Origin of the sequence: Paraburkholderia sp. RL17-381-BIF-C, assembly GCF_046026435.1 — a bacterium.
In the GTDB taxonomy this organism is placed as follows: domain Bacteria; phylum Pseudomonadota; class Gammaproteobacteria; order Burkholderiales; family Burkholderiaceae; genus Paraburkholderia.
Window position 1 is genome coordinate 25,280 of record NZ_JARESX010000023.1, and the last position, 17,413, is coordinate 42,692.

The 17,413-nt window shown below is 59.7% G+C and carries 13 protein-coding genes; 2 read left to right on the plus strand and 11 right to left on the minus strand.

Translation table 11 applies throughout. From position 1 onward, the window contains the following. The first annotated feature begins 27 nt into the window (after nt 1-27). A complete protein-coding gene (locus P0D70_RS16260; protein WP_408185258.1) occupies nt 28-1,530 on the plus strand; it encodes a DUF2254 domain-containing protein in 1,503 nt (500 codons plus the stop codon). 69 nt (nt 1,531-1,599) lie between these two features. On the opposite strand, the gene P0D70_RS16265 is transcribed toward P0D70_RS16260, so the two are convergent. The 4 genes from P0D70_RS16265 to P0D70_RS16280 form a co-directional block, all read right to left on the minus strand. Beyond that, nucleotides 1,600-3,390 carry a SulP family inorganic anion transporter gene (locus tag P0D70_RS16265; protein ID WP_408185259.1) on the minus strand — a complete coding sequence of 597 codons (1,791 nt, stop codon included), beginning with the start codon at nt 3,388-3,390 and terminating at the stop codon, nt 1,600-1,602. Between the two features lie 267 nt (nt 3,391-3,657). Next, the gene (locus P0D70_RS16270; RefSeq protein WP_091795429.1) at nt 3,658-3,912 is read right to left on the minus strand and encodes an RNA recognition motif domain-containing protein; all 255 of its coding nucleotides are present in this window, start codon (nt 3,910-3,912) and stop codon (nt 3,658-3,660) included. A 165-nt stretch (nt 3,913-4,077) separates the two neighbouring features. Then, the gene (locus P0D70_RS16275) at nt 4,078-5,829 is read right to left on the minus strand and encodes a SulP family inorganic anion transporter (RefSeq protein WP_408185260.1); all 1,752 of its coding nucleotides are present in this window, start codon (nt 5,827-5,829) and stop codon (nt 4,078-4,080) included. Between the two features lie 186 nt (nt 5,830-6,015). Further along, nucleotides 6,016-6,180 (minus strand): hypothetical protein, encoded by a 165-nt coding sequence (locus tag P0D70_RS16280; RefSeq protein WP_408185261.1) that lies wholly within the window; start codon nt 6,178-6,180, stop codon nt 6,016-6,018. A 102-nt stretch (nt 6,181-6,282) separates the two neighbouring features. Here P0D70_RS16280 and P0D70_RS16285 point away from each other — a divergent pair, with 102 nt between their 5' ends. Next, nucleotides 6,283-6,870: a BPSL1445 family SYLF domain-containing lipoprotein gene (locus tag P0D70_RS16285; RefSeq protein WP_091795433.1), complete on the plus strand. Its 588-nt coding sequence runs from the start codon at nt 6,283-6,285 to the stop codon at nt 6,868-6,870. A 145-nt stretch (nt 6,871-7,015) separates the two neighbouring features. Here the strand turns inward: P0D70_RS16285 and P0D70_RS16290 are convergent, their stop codons facing one another. The 7 genes from P0D70_RS16290 to P0D70_RS16320 all read right to left on the minus strand — a co-directional run bounded on the left by P0D70_RS16290 (nt 7,016) and on the right by P0D70_RS16320 (nt 17,400). Continuing rightward, nucleotides 7,016-7,414 (minus strand): hypothetical protein, encoded by a 399-nt coding sequence (locus P0D70_RS16290; protein ID WP_091795436.1) that lies wholly within the window; start codon nt 7,412-7,414, stop codon nt 7,016-7,018. A 97-nt stretch (nt 7,415-7,511) separates the two neighbouring features. Beyond that, nucleotides 7,512-8,156 (minus strand): PqiC family protein, encoded by a 645-nt coding sequence (locus P0D70_RS16295; protein WP_408185262.1) that lies wholly within the window; start codon nt 8,154-8,156, stop codon nt 7,512-7,514. 164 nt (nt 8,157-8,320) lie between these two features. Beyond that, entirely contained in the window at nt 8,321-9,940 is a 1,620-nt protein-coding gene (locus P0D70_RS16300) for a PqiB family protein (RefSeq protein WP_408185263.1), read from the minus strand. Beyond that, nucleotides 9,927-11,207 carry a paraquat-inducible protein A gene (locus P0D70_RS16305; protein WP_408185264.1) on the minus strand — a complete coding sequence of 427 codons (1,281 nt, stop codon included), beginning with the start codon at nt 11,205-11,207 and terminating at the stop codon, nt 9,927-9,929. The genes P0D70_RS16300 and P0D70_RS16305 overlap by 14 nt, the downstream gene beginning before the upstream one ends. Then, on the minus strand, nt 11,204-12,733 hold the full coding sequence (locus P0D70_RS16310) for an efflux transporter outer membrane subunit (protein WP_408185265.1): 1,530 nt from the start codon (nt 12,731-12,733) through the stop codon (nt 11,204-11,206). Before P0D70_RS16310 ends, P0D70_RS16305 begins: the two co-directional genes overlap by 4 nt. A gap of 1 nt (nt 12,734) precedes the next feature. After that, the gene (locus tag P0D70_RS16315; RefSeq protein ID WP_408185312.1) at nt 12,735-15,968 is read right to left on the minus strand and encodes an efflux RND transporter permease subunit; all 3,234 of its coding nucleotides are present in this window, start codon (nt 15,966-15,968) and stop codon (nt 12,735-12,737) included. 13 nt (nt 15,969-15,981) lie between these two features. Next, the gene (locus tag P0D70_RS16320; protein WP_408185266.1) at nt 15,982-17,400 is read right to left on the minus strand and encodes an efflux RND transporter periplasmic adaptor subunit; all 1,419 of its coding nucleotides are present in this window, start codon (nt 17,398-17,400) and stop codon (nt 15,982-15,984) included. Nucleotides 17,401-17,413 lie beyond the last annotated feature (13 nt).

Genomic DNA, 17,413 nt, shown 5'->3' on the forward strand with positions numbered 1-17,413 from the left:
CCCGCGTGACGGGCGAGGAAGTCCGACATGGCCTGGAACCGTCGATACAGCCTGATCAGCCACGTCAGGTCGTCGCTATGGATCGTACCCATTCTCGCCGTGATGGCCGCGATCGCTCTTAACAGGGCCATCGACAGAATTGGCTACTGGATGTCTCAACGCAGCGGCTTCGATCTGCAACACGGACTGCTTGCCGTGAGCGTCGAGGAAGCTCACGCAATACTCGATCGCATCTTTACGTTAAACCTCTCCTGCCTGGTGTTTACATTCGGCTCCCTGCTCGTTGCCATCCAGGTTGCGGGTGGCCAATATACTCCGCGCATCATTGCGACTACGCTACTGCGCGATAACGTGATCCGGTGGATCGTTGGGCTCTTCGTCTTTTCCTTGCTCTGGACTCATCGGACCATGGCAGAACTTGGACAACCCTCGGCGGTCCCTCAGTTGCAAGTGTCCATTGCAACGGTGATTGGGCTCGGCTCACTCGTCGCATTCATCGTGCTGATCGACTATTCCGCAAGACTGCTGCGGCCCGTCAGTCTCGTGGGTCGTGTCGCCGAGCAGGGGTTTGCGGTCATCGAGGTCATCTACCCTCACCCCGCGTCGGAAGAATCGGCTCGCCGGCGCTTCACTACTGAACTGGCATGGACGTCACGCTCGCGCGCATTCGGGACCAACGGCCGGGCGGAGCCGGGCACGCCGGGGGCGCCGGGGGCGCCCGATCGCATCGTCTATCACCCCGGTGGATCCGGGGTGGTGCTGGCGGTGAACCTGGCCGGACTTTCTCGCGAGGCGCAGCGAGCCGGCTGCATCATCGAATTCGCCGCGCAGGTCGGCGATTTTCTCGCCACGGACGAACCGCTCTTCTATTTGACCGGCAGCAGCGATACGATCAGCGACCGCCGGTTGCAGAACCTGGTCGCGCTCGGCTCCGAACGTACAATGGAGCAGGATCCCATGTTCTCGTTCCGCATTGAAGTCGATATTGCCTTGAAGGCCCTATCGCCTGCCATCAACGATCCGACCACCGCAGTGCTCGCCATCGACCAGTTGCATCGGCTGCTTCGCCTGGTCGGACAGCGGTCCCTGGCCAACAGCACGCTCAGCGACGCCAGCGGACGGCCGCGCGTCATTTTTCGCACGCCGGACTGGGAAGACTTCGTTCACGTCACGTTCCGGGAAATACGGCATTGCGGTGCGGGCAGTCTGCAGATCGAGCGGCGCCTGCGGGCCATGATCGTCAACCTGACGAACACGCTGCCCGAGTTCCGCCACCCGGCGTTGCTCCGGGAGCTTGAATTGCTCGACGCCAGCATCGTGCGCCATCATCACTTCGCGGCCGACATTGAGCTCGCCCGCGTCGCCGACCCGCAGGGGCTCGGCGGAGCCCTGGACGTGAACGCGCAGAACGGCGGCGCGGGCGAAACGAAATCATCCACTGCCACGCGGGGAAAAAGAGCATCCTGGCAGGGACATTGGCGAACGCATCCGAGTACTTTGCGTTCGTCACGAAAGCACAGGAAATCCTGACCGTCATGGCGATGATTGCCGGGTATAGGGGCTCCGATCGAAACGGTTGCCAGTTCGAGCGTCCCTTCCCTAGCGATCCCTGTCCTCCCAGTCCACCCACTCTACCGGATGGCTCGCGAGGTAGCTGCTGACGGCGGAACCGGTTGTCGGAAAGAACGCCGTTTCGCCAAGCCGTGCAAAGAGCCCGAATCGCTTTAGCTTGTCTTTGACGGGGTCCTTCAACTCGGCGAGACACAACTCAATGCCCGCCGCGTGCAATGTCTCATCCAGATCGGCCAGCATATCGGCGGAAGTGACATCTACGCTCGTAACAGGTTCCGCCGCCACCACCAGCCAGCGCACCGGCGTAGGCGATGTCGCCACCGCATCCAGCACCCGGTCACAGAACAACTCGGCGTTTGCGAAGAATAAGGGCGCGTCCCAACGAAACAGGACTAGTCCGGGAATGCGATGAGCGTCGCGATAGCGCGTAATGTCGTGGTAGCCCTTCAGACCATCGACACGCCCCAGAATCGCCGAATACGGCCGCCACGCATCCCACAGGAACTCGATGACGGCAATCACGATAGCGAGGCCAATGCCCTGAATCGCACCCAGCAGAAACACACCGACGGTACATACGATGGATAGCCAGAACTCCCAGCGCTGGATGCGATAAATGCGCCGCAGGTCGGCGGCTTCGATCAGGCCAAGCGCCGATGCGATCACCACCGCAGCCAGCGCGCTGGTGGGCAAATTCCTCAGCATGTCGGGCGCCACCATCAGCAGCAAGGCAACCGCGAGCGCGCCGACCACGGCGGTCAACTGGGTCTTCGCGCCGGCGGCCTCCGCCACGGGAGTGCGTGACGAGCTACTGCTGATCGGAAAGCCCTGAAACAGGCCGGCGGCGAGGTTGGCGACGCCGAGTCCCACCATCTCCTGATTCGGATCGACATAGACACCCGTGCGCGCCGAATAGACACGCGAAAGCACGCTCGTGTCGGCAAAAGACACGAGCGCGACGGCGCAGCCGCCGATCAGGACGGGCGCCATGTCCGCGGTGGCGATCCATGGAATGGAGAACGCAGGCAAGCCCTGCGGCAGCGAGCCGAGAACCGCAACACCGGCGCGTGCCGCAAGGTCGAGCGCGCCAGCCATAACAGTGGCTCCTACCACGGCGATCAGGACACCCGGGATCCGCCTGCTGCCCTTGAGAAGCAGGATGACGGCCAGTGTGCCTGCACCGACCATGAATGTGGTCCAGTTAGTCTGGCCGTCCATCACTGCGATGACAAGGGCTCGCACGTTTCGCAATGGCCCTTCGCTCGGAATCGAGCAACCGAACACTTTGGGTAACTGGCTGATCAGGACCGTCAGCGCGATGCCATTCATGTACCCGTAGCGGATCGGCTTCGACAGGAGCTCGGTGATGAAACCCATGCGCGCCAGACCGGCCAGGATACATACCGCCCCCGACACGATCGCCATCATGCCCGCCAGTGCTACTGCGCGAATTGGGTCGCCCGCCGATAGGGGCACGACGACGGCCAGAATGACTGCGGCCAGCGACGAATCCGGCCCCAGCACCAGAATCCGACTGGGTCCGAACAACGCGTAAGCAAGCAGCGCAATGATAGAAGCGTAGAGGCCGTTAATTCCGGGTAAGCCCGACGCGACCGCGTAGGCGATGCCCACCGGCACCAGCATCGTGGTCAGCACCAGGCCGGCCGCAATGTCGTGAGGTAACCACGCGATCTGGTAGGTCCGAAGCGTACGGATGCCGGGCAGCCAGCGCAACACGCCGGCCTGATCGGCGGCCTTCGCCCGGGGCCCAATCCGGCCCGGTTCCGGCGTGGGAGTTGAAAAATCCGGCTTGTTCATTGGATCGTGGACGCCTGGTGGACAGCACACCGTTTCACCACGGCGACCAGGCCTCGGACGGCGGCTTCTGCTATTCGCCTTGAATCCATCACACGCTCCTGAACGCCAATGCGGAGCAACTACCGCTCTCGCGCATTTCCGCTTGCCTCTCGATTTCCACGAGGGCTCGGGAAGCGAGAAACCGCCGCACCCTACGCGCGTGAACGCTTCATCACGAGGTCAGAACCTGACAGCTGTGCCCGGTGACCGACGTCTGAAAGATACGCCTCACTCCGACCGGTCTTTCATGACCTGCACATTGATTTTCCGATTGTTCCAGAACATGTCGTGAACTCTGGGCTGCAGCCGACGCAACACCTCCGGACTCGTACCTTCGAAGCTGACCACCACCGCCGGCCGCGAGCCTTCCCCTGGAACGTGCGCGATACTGTCGAAAGGCGGAAAACCGTACTTCACAAGAAACGCCTTGATGTCATCTTCGCTGACATGCTCGTCGATATTGCCAATAAATAAATCAGCCATAACGCTCTCCTATTCACTGTCCATGATGCTTGAGCCGCCGTCAACGTGAAGGGTCTGCCCCGAAAGGCGACATGCAAGCGGTATCGCGTTTCACATGTGCAGCCCACGTTCATCGTGCCCACGAGTTCCTCAACGGGCGCACACTGCGTTTCATTGCGCAGCAGGTCATAGCGCTCCTGCCACTTGCGGCGGCGCACTTCGTCCTGTCTTCCATTCGTCGATCGTGTCGGCAACCGAGATGCCACGTTGGAGGTAGCCCACCAGGTTCTCAACACCGGCCGCGCGCAGAATATCCCGCACCTCCGCATGAGCGGAGACCAGCCGCAACGTTATTCCGGCCGTCTTCAGCGCTTCATGCAGCTTGGCCAACATGCGCGCACCCGCGAGGTCAACAGCGGGAGAAGTCGACAGATCGCAGATAACCAGTTTGAGCGACCCGTCACCAGTCCGGATCTTGTCCCATACGGCAGCGCGCACATGCTCGACATTGAAGTAGAGCAGCGACGCTTCGACGCGGAATACCAGTACGCCTGGCGTCGCTTCGTTGTCCGGGTGGCGTTCGACGTCGGAGTAGATCCGGGTGCCGGGAATCTTGCCCAGAAATGCTACGTGTGGATGTGCGGCGCGTCTTATAAGCAATAACATTGAAACCAGCACTGCCACGATCACGCCTTTCAGGATGCCTAGCAGAAGCACGGCGGCGAACGCTACCATCGAGACGAAAAATTCAAACCGGCTTACCCGCCAAACGTGACGCATCTCGTCGATATCGACCAGCCCTTTCACCGCAACCAGTACGATCGCGGCCAGAACCACACTTGGCAGGTTTTTCAGCATTCCGGTCAGGAACAACAGACACAACCCGATAGTCACGGAAGCGAAGACCAACGCGAGCGGTGTTTTGGCGCCGGCCTTGTCGTTGACCGATGACTGCGACAAACCACCCGCGACCGGATAGGCCTGAAACAGTCCCGCTGCCAGATTGGCCGCGCCGAGTCCGAGTAGCTCCTGGTGTGGATTGATCTCGTAACCGTTCGCCTGGGCCAGCGCCCGCGCGGCAGAAACACTTTCGACGTACGACAGCAGCATGCACGCGAACGCTAACGAAATCGCACCGTCCACATCGCGGACGCGCAGGCCAGGCCAGCGAAACTCGGGTAGACCTTGCGGCAACGCGCCGACAGTCTTGAAGCCAAGGCCAATCAGCGGTGTCACAGATAACACAATGATCGAGATCACCACCACGAACAATGCGACCGGTCGACCGGGCAGGAACTTCTCCCCCAGTAGCAGCACGACGATCGCCGCAACACCAAAGCCGAGCACGGCGAGATTGGTACTGGGAAGTTGACCGGCCAGCGTGACGACGCGATCGAAAAATTGCTCGCCACCGCCCTTCACCCCAAACAGCTTTGGTAGCTGAGTCAAAGCAATAGTCAAGGCGGCGCCCGCCTTGAACCCGAGCAGGATCGTCTCGCTAATGAAATTGACTAGCGAACTCAGCCGCAGAATCCATCCCACGAAGCACATCGCGGCGACCAGCAGCGCAGTCAGGGCGGCAATGGCGGCGAATCGTGCCGGATCCCCTCCAGCCATCTCCGAGACTGTCACACCGACCAGCATCGAAATCGCCGAAGTCGGGCCAATCGCTAGCTGGCGGGAAGATCCGAACAACGCATAGGCGAGCCCCCCAACCAGATAACAATAGATGCCGTACTCTGGCGGTAATCCAGCGAGCGTGGCATAGGCGAGCGACACGGGAATCGCGTAGGCCGCCAGGGTGGCTCCTGCAATGGCATCGTGCGTGAGCCACTTCGGCTGATAAGACGATAGCCACGTTAGGGGAGGAAACATGGCCCGCCATCCCGAAGGCACAGCTCGCGTTACATCGCTAGCAGGACGAGGATCCTCGGTCATACGGTCGTCTCCTCTCCTCAAGGCTGTTCCAGTGTTCTGTCGGCGTAAAGACGACACCTTCGGTCTGCACCAACGTGCACGTCCCCGCACTATTCTGTGAGCGTAATGCCCAATCATGAAGAGGGGCATCGGACCTTGGTCCTAGATTCGATTCATCCAGATCCCGCAGGTCAACGGTTCACAGAATCAGCACGACTGAAAAACACCGACCACTTCATGAATACGGTTGGCTTTTGCATAAAGAATATCTCCAGCGAGGAAGCCGGGAATTCCAGGCTCAAGCGCGCCGGAAACTTTGAATCTCTGCACCGGCGTCTGTTCAGCAATAAGACCAAAGTCTGATTCCTCCATTTTTCCGCTGTGACATCATGCATTCAGGAAAGAATTGGAAATCGTCACAACGGGTAACGCATTTGCTGAGCATTCACCTCGGAACCGAAACGGAGGACGATAATGAACCGAAGGAACTTTGTATTGAATACCGCAGCAGCCACTGCCGCCGCGGGCCTCGCGTTCGCGGGCTGCACCACCACAGGCGGCAGCGGCAAGAGTCCCGAAACGGACGCGTCGAAGCGTCAGGCGCTCGACGCGAGCGTCGACGGAACGATGTCGCGGCTTTACGCAACAGTGGGGGGAGCACGCGAACTTGCATCCAAGGCGCAAGGCATCCTCACTTTCCCGGCAGTCAAGAAAGTGGCCTTTATCGCGGGTGCCGAGTATGGTGAAGGCGCATTGCGCGTAGGCGGCGCGACGGTCGGCTATTACAGCACGACGGCTGCTTCTTTCGGCTTCCAGGCCGGCGCCGAATCAACCGCGGTCATCTTCCTCTTTATGACGAAGGACTCGCTCGCCAAATTCACCAGCTCGGCCGGTTGGTCGGTCGGCGGCGACGTGGCGGTCTCCTTGCTAAAGGTGGGTGCGAACGGGTCCATCGACACGACATCCGCATCCGCCCAGGTTGTCGCCATAGTCCTGACCAATACCGGCCTGATGGCGGATGCGTCGCTCGCTGGAACCAAAGTGACCAAGCTCAACCTCTGAAACCGAGGTATAGCCAAACCCGCGTCCCGGAGACTGCCTGACCAGCAGTCGTAACCGGACGCCTCGCAAAACTATCCGCTAAAAGCGGCTCGAAGCGGGTTGCTGCAGTGCCCTCTTTCCATGAGTTCACCGCATAGTCTGACACTCACTGTTTCCGTATCTTCCACGGCCCAGCACCTTCTTTGCAAACGACAGGCGTCCAAGTCTGCGTCTGTCCTTTCGCAATGGCGACAAGCGTCGCCGTTCTGCACGTTTTGTCACCGTCTTTCACCGTATCGCGTGGCGTGACGGTCCCGTGAATCGACACCGAGTTGCCGGTGCCACTGTTGCTCCAGTTCAGCGACTCTCCATCCTTATTGCGCTCCAGCGCAATTTGCGCCGCGTCGTTGAGCGCCTTTCTGTCTGCGTCCTTCATATAGCTAACCGGTGTGTCTTTCAAAAAATTCAAATTGGCGGCGAAGGCGACGCCTGTTCCGGCAACCAGGACGACACTCGTCAAACACCGTATGAGGCTGCGCGCGGAAAGCAAGGATTGAGCTGGCATTGAAGCACCTATAAGGTAGATGAATTCTGAAACGGGCGGCACCCGGCGATCGCCTCACATCCACCGACATTGCACCGTGATCGTTAGCATGTCTGCTCTATGGCTGAATCATCGTGCCAACTGCCGCCGCAATATCACGACTCACCACAGCAAGCGCCCGGTCATAGGCCGTGGTCATCGCCTCAAAACCTGCGCCGGACACTGCCTCGCGAACAATAGATCGCCCTGAACGAACAGGCTGCTTCCCCGGAGCACGGATGGTCCATTGCACGTCCACAATGACGTCCTGGCCGGGTTCCGCGTCGAAACGCATGACATCCAGCCTCACGTACCATGTGGCCAGCGGATCGGTCGTACCCGCGAACACCGTCACCTGCTGCGAATTCAGCAGCGTACCCAGATCCGCCGCAACGACCCGCGCGATATTGCCTTTCAGAGGCTGCGCCCATCGCGCGAATTCGTTGATGGCGACTTCGTTGCCGGCCGCCCGGGTCACGATTTGCGGACGGTCCACCAGATCCGGCACGGTAACCGGCCCTACCGCCAGAGGGATCGCGTGAGGCGTCGCCAATGTCGCGAGAGTCGCATCCGGGCTCAGCGTGTAGAACCTGGCGGGTGACGACTTGCATCCCCCCAGCCCCGCGGCGACCAGTCCAACCACGAGGCATGACACGATATAGCGGATCGAATGCGCGGCGCAGCGGTGCAAAACAGCGCTGAATGACGCGGCAAACGGCGCCACGCCTGCGCCAGGCGCATTCCCACGCCTTCCTTGAATCTGTCGACGAACTCCCCCGCCGTTTGGTCCCGCGATGAATACGACAGGAAGACGGCATCCGCTCACTGGCGTGCCGTTTCCGTGCCGAGCCACGTGCCTTGCGCTCCCGTCACGACGCCGATATCGAGTCATGGCTGCCCTCCGGGCTTACCGCGAACCAATGCTTCCGGATGCTGCGAAAGATAGTCCGCAAGCGTACGGAGTGCCGCGGAGGTACGGGTCAACTCTCTAAGAGTCTCTTCTGTTGTCTGCTGCAAGGACGAATTGGGTTGCAGAGCGCTATTCGCCGAATCGAGCGCCGTTTGCGCGGAAGCCAATGTGTCGTGAGCTCGCGGAATGACATCCGCGTCGAGCTTCGAGAGCATCGAGTTCGTGGTTTGAAGCGTCGTACGGGCGTCGTTTCCGATTGCCTCGAACGGAATGCTATTGAGCTTCGTCAGCAAGCGCGTAACCGAATCCTGCAGCGATTGCAGCGTGCGCGGCACAGCCGGCAACTCAGGTGGTGACCTGTTCCAGTCGATCTTGGCCTTCGGGGCGTCAGGAAAATAATCCAGCGCAAGATAGAGTTGACCGGTCAGCGGATTGCCGCTCTTTAGCTGGAAGCGAAAGCCATTTTCGACCAGGTAATTGGCGATTCCTTTTGGATCCTCGCTGATGCGGCCGCCGGCTCGCCCGGTCTGATAGCGCGAGGTAAAGCGCTCGGGATAGATCTGGATCTCAACCGGAATACTGAAGCGGCGGCGTTCCGGGTCGAATCGCGTATAGATCTGTGTCACTTCGCCGATCACTACGCCGCGAAAATCCACGGGTGCGCCAACCGTCAGACCGCGCACGGAATCCGTGAAGTTCACTACATACCTATCGACAATACGGTCGTGCTGCTTCATCGCATCGGCGCGAGTCGAATACAGTTCGAATTGCGCATTGGCCACCGCCGCGACCTCCTCGACCGAATCCGCGGGCGACTCGAATGCCACACCGCCGATGATGATCGAAACGATCGACTGGGTCTCGATCCGCAGACCGTTCGTATCGAATGCCATATCGACTCCACTGGCGTGCCAGAAGCGCGTATCGCTTTTCACGAACCGATCATAAGGGGCATTCACGAATACCTTGAGCGTGACGCCTTTACCATCCGGGTCCAACTGATAGGAGGCAATCTGTCCAACCTGAAGCCTTCGGAAATAGACCGGCGAGCCGACATCCAGCGAGCCGAGTCCCGTGCTCTTCAACGTGAATTCGCGCCCGGGAATGTCACTGGCAAATACAGGGGGCACCTCCAGCCCAACAAAGTCATGACGGGCTTTCACGGCATTGCCGACATCCACGTCGATGTAAGACCCGGACAAAAGTGTGCCGAGTCCGGACACCGTGCCGCCGGAGATGCGCGGACGCACCACCCAGAAGCGCGTATTGTCGACAAGCATATTCGCCACATCGCGCACCACTTCGGCTTTCGCGACGACGTGTTTGTGATCCGTTGAGAGCGTCACCGCTTCGACGACCCCGATATCGACGTCTTTGAACTTGAGCTTGGTCTTACCCGCTTCCAGCCCCTCACCCGTCTTGAAGCTGATGGTTATCTTTTCTCCACGTTCCAGCACGGCCTTCGTGGCGAGCCATCCGCCCACCAGCAGCGCCACGATAGGCACCAGCCACACTAGCTGCATGCGCCAGCGCGAGCGCGGGACCACGTCGGCCTCAACCAGATCAGGTGTATCGGGTTTTTCGCTAGGCGTGGTCATGATCCCGCTCCACAGCGTCCCAGATCAAACGCGGATCGAAAGACATCGCCGCCAACAGTGTCAGCACCACCACCGCGCCGAACGCAATAGCCGCGGGACCTGCGTTGATAGTCGCGAGTGCCTTGAATTGGACCAAGGCTACCAGCATCGTGATGACGTATATGTCGAGCATCGACCAGCGTCCGACCAGCTCGATTACGCGGTAGATTTGCGTACGCTGTTCAGGCAGCCATTGCGAATGAAGCTGTGTCGAGATCGTCAAATAGGCCAACCCAAGAACTTTGAGCATCGGCACAGCAATGCTTGCGATAAAGACGAGAACGGCAAGCGGCCACGACCCCGATACCCAGAGATAGACCACGCCGCTCAGGATCGTGTCTTTCTGTGCGCCGAACAGCGAACTCGTGTCCATTACGGGTAGAACGTTCGCCGGGATATAGAGCACGGTGGCGGCGAGGAGATACGCCCACGTGCGCGACAGGCTGGCCGGTTTGCGCACGTGCAGCGACGCTCCGCAACGCGGGCAATGCCGCGCAACGGAACCCTTCGGCGAGCCCACCAGCAGACCGCAATCGTGACAGAGCGTAAGTCCGCATGCTGCCCCTGTCAGCGCACCATTCGCGGGAGTGCGCCGCGGCAGGCGTAAGCTCCTATCGTTGTTTCGTGCAGCGGCAATACGCGACCACACCTCTTGTGGATCGAATGAGGCCGCGGCGGCCGCCAGTATGATCATGAGCGCAATGAAGGACCACAGCGCCGTGCCGGGCACGACCTTCGCGATATGCGCCAGCTTGACGAGCGCAACCAGTAGGCCAAGGATCAGCACCTCGGTCATTCCCCACGGGCGAGCCAGTTGAAACAGCCGGAATGCGCCTACCGGACCCCAAGGCTTGCGCCTGAAATGCAAAGGCAGCAGCAGCCACAGCATCGTCACGGTCTGCACCACCGGCATGAAAATCGTCGTGAGGCCCACCAGCGCCGCAAGCGGCCACATGCCATCCAGGTACAAGACCCGCACGGATCCGGCTAGCGTCGTTTGAACGAGAGTGCCGCTCACCGACAAACCCACGATCGGAAACACATTGGAGATGACGAGCAACACCACGGATGCCGTCGTAAACGCCAAAGCATATTCGGGACCATTGGAGCGGCCTCGACGCAGCTCCGCGTGGCAGCGGCGACAGCGCAACGTGCTGCCGGGTTGCACCTGGCTTCCACGCTGCAGCAAATCGCAGTCGTGGCAAGCGATGATATCGGTGTCGATCATCGCGGCTCCTGTGCGATTGCCCCATCAGCCGGCGGGACCTGCTGCGCAACCGGCTCAGTGCTCACGGAGGAAGCCGGAACCGGCGCGGCCGACGGCGCAGGCGCGGGATTCGACATCTTTTCAGCTTCCAGAACCCAACCGCCCCCGAGGGCTTTGTACAGACTGACGTACGAGGTGAGCACGGCGCCCTGTGTTTGCGTGTAACCCAGCTGTGCGTTAAAGAGACTGCGTTCGGCGTCGAGCACTTCTATGTAGCTCGTATAACCGCCCTCATAGCGCAAGCGTGCCAGCCGTGCGTAAGTACGCAGCGCTTCCACCTGATTTCCCTGCGACCCTAGTTGCTCATGCGTTTTCTGCACGGAGATAAGCGCGTCTTCAACCTCCTGAAATGCGACCTGGATCGTTTTTTCGTATGCGAACAGCGCTTCCTGTTGACGAGCCTCAGCCTGGCGCACCTGTCCTGAGATATTGCCTGCCGTGAAGATTGGCTGCGTCAATGAACCCGCGAAAGACCACACTCGGGCGGGCCCGGTGAAGAGGCTCGAAAACTGCGTACTGAGCGAGCCGAATAGCCCCGTCAGCGATATCGAAGGGAAATAGAGCGCGCGCGCGGCGCCGATCAATGCATTCTGCGAGACGAGCGTTTGCTCCGCCTGCAAAAGATCCGGACGGCGCTCCAGCAGTTCCGAAGGCAGGCCCGCTGGAATCTGCGGCGTCCCCAACGCCGACAGTTCTCGTCCTCGCAGAATCTGGCCGGGATTTCTGCCGATCAACACGGATAGCGCGTTCTCCTGCTGGGCAATTTGCGTTTCGATTTGCGGAATGGTCGCTTGCGCCGACTCGTATTCCGACTGACTTTGGGCGAGCTCCATTTGCGAAACCTCTCCCCCCTGGAATCGGGCAGTGAATACACGTACCGATTCCGCCCGGCTGACTGCCGTGTCTTTCGCAATTTCCAATTGCCGATCGAGGTTGCGCAAGTTGATATATGACGACGCCACGGAAGCCACCAAAGCGAGAATGATCGCGCGGTGGCCCTCCTCACTTGCCAGCAGGTTTGCCCGTGCAGCCTCGGTTTGCCGCCGATACTTGCCGAACAGATCGATCTCCCAAGCCGCCGACACTGTCGCGTCGAACTGGTTATAAACGGGACTCACGTTCGTCGGGAACGGCACACCCGCGCTTTGCGACGCACGCTGACGTGATGCGTCGGCGCCCGCAGCCACTTGCGGGAAGAGAGCAGACCGGGTTGTCACGAACTGGCCGCGAAACTCCTCGACCCGCGCGGCCGCCACCCTCACGTCCCGGTTTTCGCTCAGCGCCGTTGCAATGAGCTGGTTCAGCACCGGATCCAGAAACTGCTCCCACCAGACCGTGTTCTCGACGTCGACCGAACTGTCCTGCGCGAAGCGGAAAGTCGCAGGCACATCGACTTTCGGCCGCACATAGTCGGGGCCGAGCAGGCAGCCACTCAAAGGAAGAAGAATGAGCGAGGCCAGGACGCGCATAAGGGCCAGGCGTTCCATGTCAGTCGCCCTCGCGCGGTGCCGACGGCGCCGGGTGCGTCGAGCCAGGACCTGGCGTCGCATCCGGAGGCGTGGCGGGGTTCACGTTGCCGCCTCCCTGGTCTGGCGTCTGCTTACCGCCGCTTGACCGTGAAGACATCGACTCGAGCAGGTAATAGAACATTGGAATGAAGAACACGGCGAGCACCGTCGCGCCGAGCATCCCTCCAATCACCCCCGTACCGATGGAGTGCCGGCTGTTCGCCGACGCGCCGCGTGCGATTGCAAGCGGCACGCACCCCAGAATGAACGCCAGCGAGGTCATCACGATCGGGCGCAGCCGTTCTTCCGCCGCTGTCATCGTAGCGTCGAGAACCGATGCGCCAGTGCCACGATTCAATACCGCGAACTCGAAGATAAGAATGGCGTTCTTGGCGGCCAACGCGACCAGCATCGTCAGCCCGATCTGGAAGTACACGTCGTTGGTCAACCCGCGCAACAGAATAGCGAGCAGCGCGCCAAAGAGGGCGAACGGCACTGCCATCAGCACCCCGATCGGCAAGGTCCACTTTTCATACTGCGCCGCGAGGATCAAAAACACCATCACGAGGCCGAAGACGAACACGAGGCCGGATGTGCCGCCGGATTGACGCTCCTCATACGCCTCACCGCTCCACGCGACGTCGAAGCCTTGCGGCATTTGCGAGGCGAGGTCTTCCAGCGCGGCGATGACCTGACCCGAGCTAAAACCCGGAGCAGCATTTGCCGTGATCTTGATGGCGGGAAAGTTGTTGAAGCGCGTGACGAGATCCGGGCCGGTCACATATTGATAACTCGCCACCGACTTGATCGGCACCATCGTACCGCTGCGACTGCGCGCAAATATCTGATCGAGATCCTCAGGCTTGAGACGGTACGAAGGTTCCGCCTGCAGAATGACTTGCCAGAGCCGACTGGACCGGTTGAACTGCGACACGTACAGTGATCCAAACATTGTTTGCATCGCGCTATACACGTCCTCGACCGGGACACCGAGCGTTTCCGACTTGTCACGATCCACCTTCACCAACAATTGCCTCGACGACGCATTGAATGTCGAGGTCACGCCCGTCAGTTCCTGTCGCTGCTTCGCCTTCTGGACGAACTCGTCCGCCACCTCCGCCAGTTGGGCGACGGTTGCATCCCCTTTACTCTGGATCCACACTTCTGTGCCGCCTGTCGTACCCAACCCCGGGATCGACGGCGGGTTGACTGGAATGACGACGCCCTCCTTTACCGTCGAAAATCCACGATAGGCGTCCACCAGGACCGCTTGTGCGTTCTGCGTCTTTCTGTTCTCCGAGGAATAGCGCTCCTCGAAGCTCTTGAACCCGACAAAAAACGCGCTCGCGTTATTCTTGTTCTGGTTATCCAGCAGACTGTAACCATCCACCACTGTAATGCTGCCCACTGCCCCCTGTTTCTTGAAGTAATCCGTCACCTGCTGTGAAACTTCACCGGTGCGGTCGAGACTCGCGGAGTCAGGCATGATGACCGCGCCGAGCAGATAGCCCTGGTCTTCCGGCGGCAAAAATGCCCCAGGGATAGACCTCATCATGACAACAGCCAGCGCGATCATGCCGGCGAAAAGCACCAGTCCGATCACAAAGCGCTTGATCAGCAGTCTCACCGCTCTCGAATATCCAGCCGTCATTCGCGAGAAAGCGTTGTCGAACCAGCGGAAAAAACCCTTCTTCTCACCGTGCGAACTCTTCAGCAGCAAAGCGGCAAGCGCTGGCGAAAGCGTCAGCGCCACAATACCGGAGATGACCACCGATATAGCGATCGTGATGGCGAACTGTTTGTACATCTGTCCGGTGATGCCACCGAGAAACGCCACTGGCACGAAGACCGCGCACAGCACCAATACAATCGCAATGACCGGCCCCGCCACTTCGTCCATTGCTTTTTTCGCGGCATCTTTCGGGTTTAGCTTATAGACCGTCATATTGCGCTCGACGTTTTCGATCACAACGATCGCATCGTCCACGACAATCCCGATCGCCAGAACCATTCCGAACAGCGTGAGCATATTGATCGAGAAACCCAGCGGCAGCATGAACATACATGTGCCCACGATCGAGACCGGGACCGCCACAATAGGGATCAACGTTGCGCGCAGACTTTGCAGGAAAACAAAGACAACGATCACCACCAATATCAATGCTTCAAAGAAGGTGTGGATGACATCTGAGATGGATGCGCGGGTGAATTCCGTCGTGTCCATCGCAATCTCATAGCTCAACCCTTCGGGAAACGACTTCTTAAGCTCCAGAAGCGTCGCCCGCACCTGCTTCGACACCTCGAGTGCATTCGCGCCCGGCTGCTGATAGACAGCAATGACCGTAGCGGGCTTTCCCTGGAAACGGCTGCGAATCGAATAGTCTTTTTGTCCGAGATCCGCGCGTCCAATGTCCTTGAGCCGAACAATCGCAGCTCCCCCGCTTGCCGCGCGCACAATGATATTTTCGAACTCGGCGGGCTCCGCGAGGCGGCCGGTCGTAGTGACGGCAAAGGACTGCTCGACCGGCCGCCCGGTGGGTGATTGTCCAATGCTGCCGACCGCGAATTGCTGGTTCTGGTTCGCCACGACTCGCTGAACGTCAGCCGCGGTAACGCCCAACTGCGCCATCCGATCCGGTTTGAGCCAGATACGCATCGCATAGTCCGGATTACCGAAGATACTCGACTGATTCGCGCCCGGAATACGTTTGATGGCATCGAGCACATAGATGTTGGCAAAGTTCGCGATATAGACCGAATCGTAACGTTCGCTCGGCGAATAGATCGCAATCACCATCATGAAAGCGGACGACTTCTTCTGTACCTGAATGCCCTGCGCCTGGACCGACTGCGGCAATTGCGGAAGGGCGAGGTTCACGCGGTTCTGAACGTCGACCTGAGCAAGCTCCGGGTTGGTGCCGATCTGAAAATAGGCATTGATCGTCAGGTTTCCCGTCGATGAACTGGACGAGTTCATGTAGATCATGTTGTCCGCGCCATTCACTTGTTGCTCGATTGGTGCGGCGACATTGTTCGCCACCACTTCGGCGTTGGCCCCCGGATAGGTCGCAGAAATCGTGATTTGCGGAGGCGTGATGTCAGGATACTGGGCGACCGGAAGCGCCAGCATCGCCAATGCTCCGCCGAGCGTAATAACGATGGAGATAACCGACGCGAATATCGGACGATCGATGCAGAAGTGCGAGACATTCATGTCGTTCATCCATTCACTGGGTGGCGCTGCTTGCGGGTCCGCCCGGCCCAGCATTTCGCCCTTCGGCAACGGGTTCAGCAGCAGGGCTTGCCGCCGAACCAGAAGCCGGCGCCGCTGCACTACCTGCTGCCGGTGCCCCTTTGACGATATTGAGCGGCCTATCGGCAATGACCCGCAACGCGCCGTCAACCACAATGCGTTCGCCGACCTTCAGCCCGTCAGAGACGAACCAGTCGTCACCGTGCCAATCCCCCACCTCGACCACGCGCTGGTGAGCCTTCGAATCGTTATCGACCACCCACACGAAATGGCTCTTGGCGCCCTGCAATACTGCGCGCTGAGGCACGAGCATCGCATTGGGCCGCGTCGCGCCGGACACCCGCGCTTTGACAAACTGGCCGGGGCGTAAAGTCCCCTTCGGATTCTCGAATACCGCTCTCACAAGAAAAGTCCCCGTTTCCGTGTTAAAGGCGGGGTTGGCAAAATCTATGTGGCCTTTCTCGGAGAACAAGCTTCCGTCCGCCAGAATCAGCGTGACGACAAACTCGCTGTTGGGTGGAAACTTCAACCGCCCTGCGGCAATTTCGTCCCGATATCTCAACATCTCGTTTTCCGAAATGCTGAAGTTGACCCACATTGGGTCAAGTTGATATACATAGGTCAGAAGACCGCTGGACGTCGCTGTCACGTAGCTTCCGTCCTGCTGCCGCGCAAAGCTGGACAGACCTGTCAGCGGGGATTTAATGGTCGTGTACCCCAGATTGAGCTGGGCCGTCTGAACCTCTCCCTGTGCCGCTATCACCGCTGCGGCGCTTTGCTTTTCATTTCCTATCGCGTCGTCCAGATCCTTCTTGCTCAACGCGTTCTGTTCCGCAAGCGGGACCACCCGCCCGAGATTCGCTTTCGCGACCTGGTATCGCGCCTGCTGTTGGGCCAGTTGTCCTTTCGCTGTTTGGAGCGCGGCCTCGAATGGCTTTTGGTCCATGAGGAACATAGTCTGGCCTGCTTTGACAACTTGGCCCTCTACGTACATGCGTTTCTCCAGAAAGCCGTCAACGCGCGCACGGATCTCCACTTCGCGTGAACTTTGGGTCTGGGCCGTGAATTCGAAGTCGACCGGAGTATCCTGCTGGGCCACCGACATCACAGTCACTTCAGGCGGGCGTGCAGCCGGAGTCGCCGCCTGCTTCTTGCAGCCGGGCAATAGCGTGAGTGCCGCAAGGAAAAGCAGCGGCAAGCCGAGGTATGCCAAACTGGGCCGGCGATATGCCACGCCACGATCGTCGAGTCGTGACGCCGTCGCATCGATGCCGGTATTGCGGATGAAATGCGCTACAGCCCGCATTTCCCTGCTGTTGAAAAACCGGACTAGTGCGCCACGGGAGTGGCACAGCTTGCTATACGGGCCAATGAGAAGCGAAGCCGTTTTCATGGCACTGTCCCTG

Coding starts and splice junctions, on each gene's coding strand:
- P0D70_RS16310 (WP_408185265.1), bottom strand. CDS start 12,733: ATGGAACGCCTGGCCCTTATGCGCGTCCTGGCCTCGCTCATTCTTCTT.
- P0D70_RS16315 (WP_408185312.1), bottom strand. CDS start 15,968: ATGAATGTCTCGCACTTCTGCATCGATCGTCCGATATTCGCGTCGGTT.
- P0D70_RS16260 (WP_408185258.1), top strand. CDS start 28: ATGGCCTGGAACCGTCGATACAGCCTGATCAGCCACGTCAGGTCGTCG.
- P0D70_RS16280 (WP_408185261.1), bottom strand. CDS start 6,180: ATGGAGGAATCAGACTTTGGTCTTATTGCTGAACAGACGCCGGTGCAG.
- P0D70_RS16285 (WP_091795433.1), top strand. CDS start 6,283: ATGAACCGAAGGAACTTTGTATTGAATACCGCAGCAGCCACTGCCGCC.
- P0D70_RS16305 (WP_408185264.1), bottom strand. CDS start 11,207: ATGATCGACACCGATATCATCGCTTGCCACGACTGCGATTTGCTGCAG.
- P0D70_RS16320 (WP_408185266.1), bottom strand. CDS start 17,400: ATGAAAACGGCTTCGCTTCTCATTGGCCCGTATAGCAAGCTGTGCCAC.
- P0D70_RS16265 (WP_408185259.1), bottom strand. CDS start 3,390: ATGAACAAGCCGGATTTTTCAACTCCCACGCCGGAACCGGGCCGGATT.
- P0D70_RS16290 (WP_091795436.1), bottom strand. CDS start 7,414: ATGCCAGCTCAATCCTTGCTTTCCGCGCGCAGCCTCATACGGTGTTTG.
- P0D70_RS16270 (WP_091795429.1), bottom strand. CDS start 3,912: ATGGCTGATTTATTTATTGGCAATATCGACGAGCATGTCAGCGAAGAT.
- P0D70_RS16300 (WP_408185263.1), bottom strand. CDS start 9,940: ATGACCACGCCTAGCGAAAAACCCGATACACCTGATCTGGTTGAGGCC.
- P0D70_RS16275 (WP_408185260.1), bottom strand. CDS start 5,829: ATGACCGAGGATCCTCGTCCTGCTAGCGATGTAACGCGAGCTGTGCCT.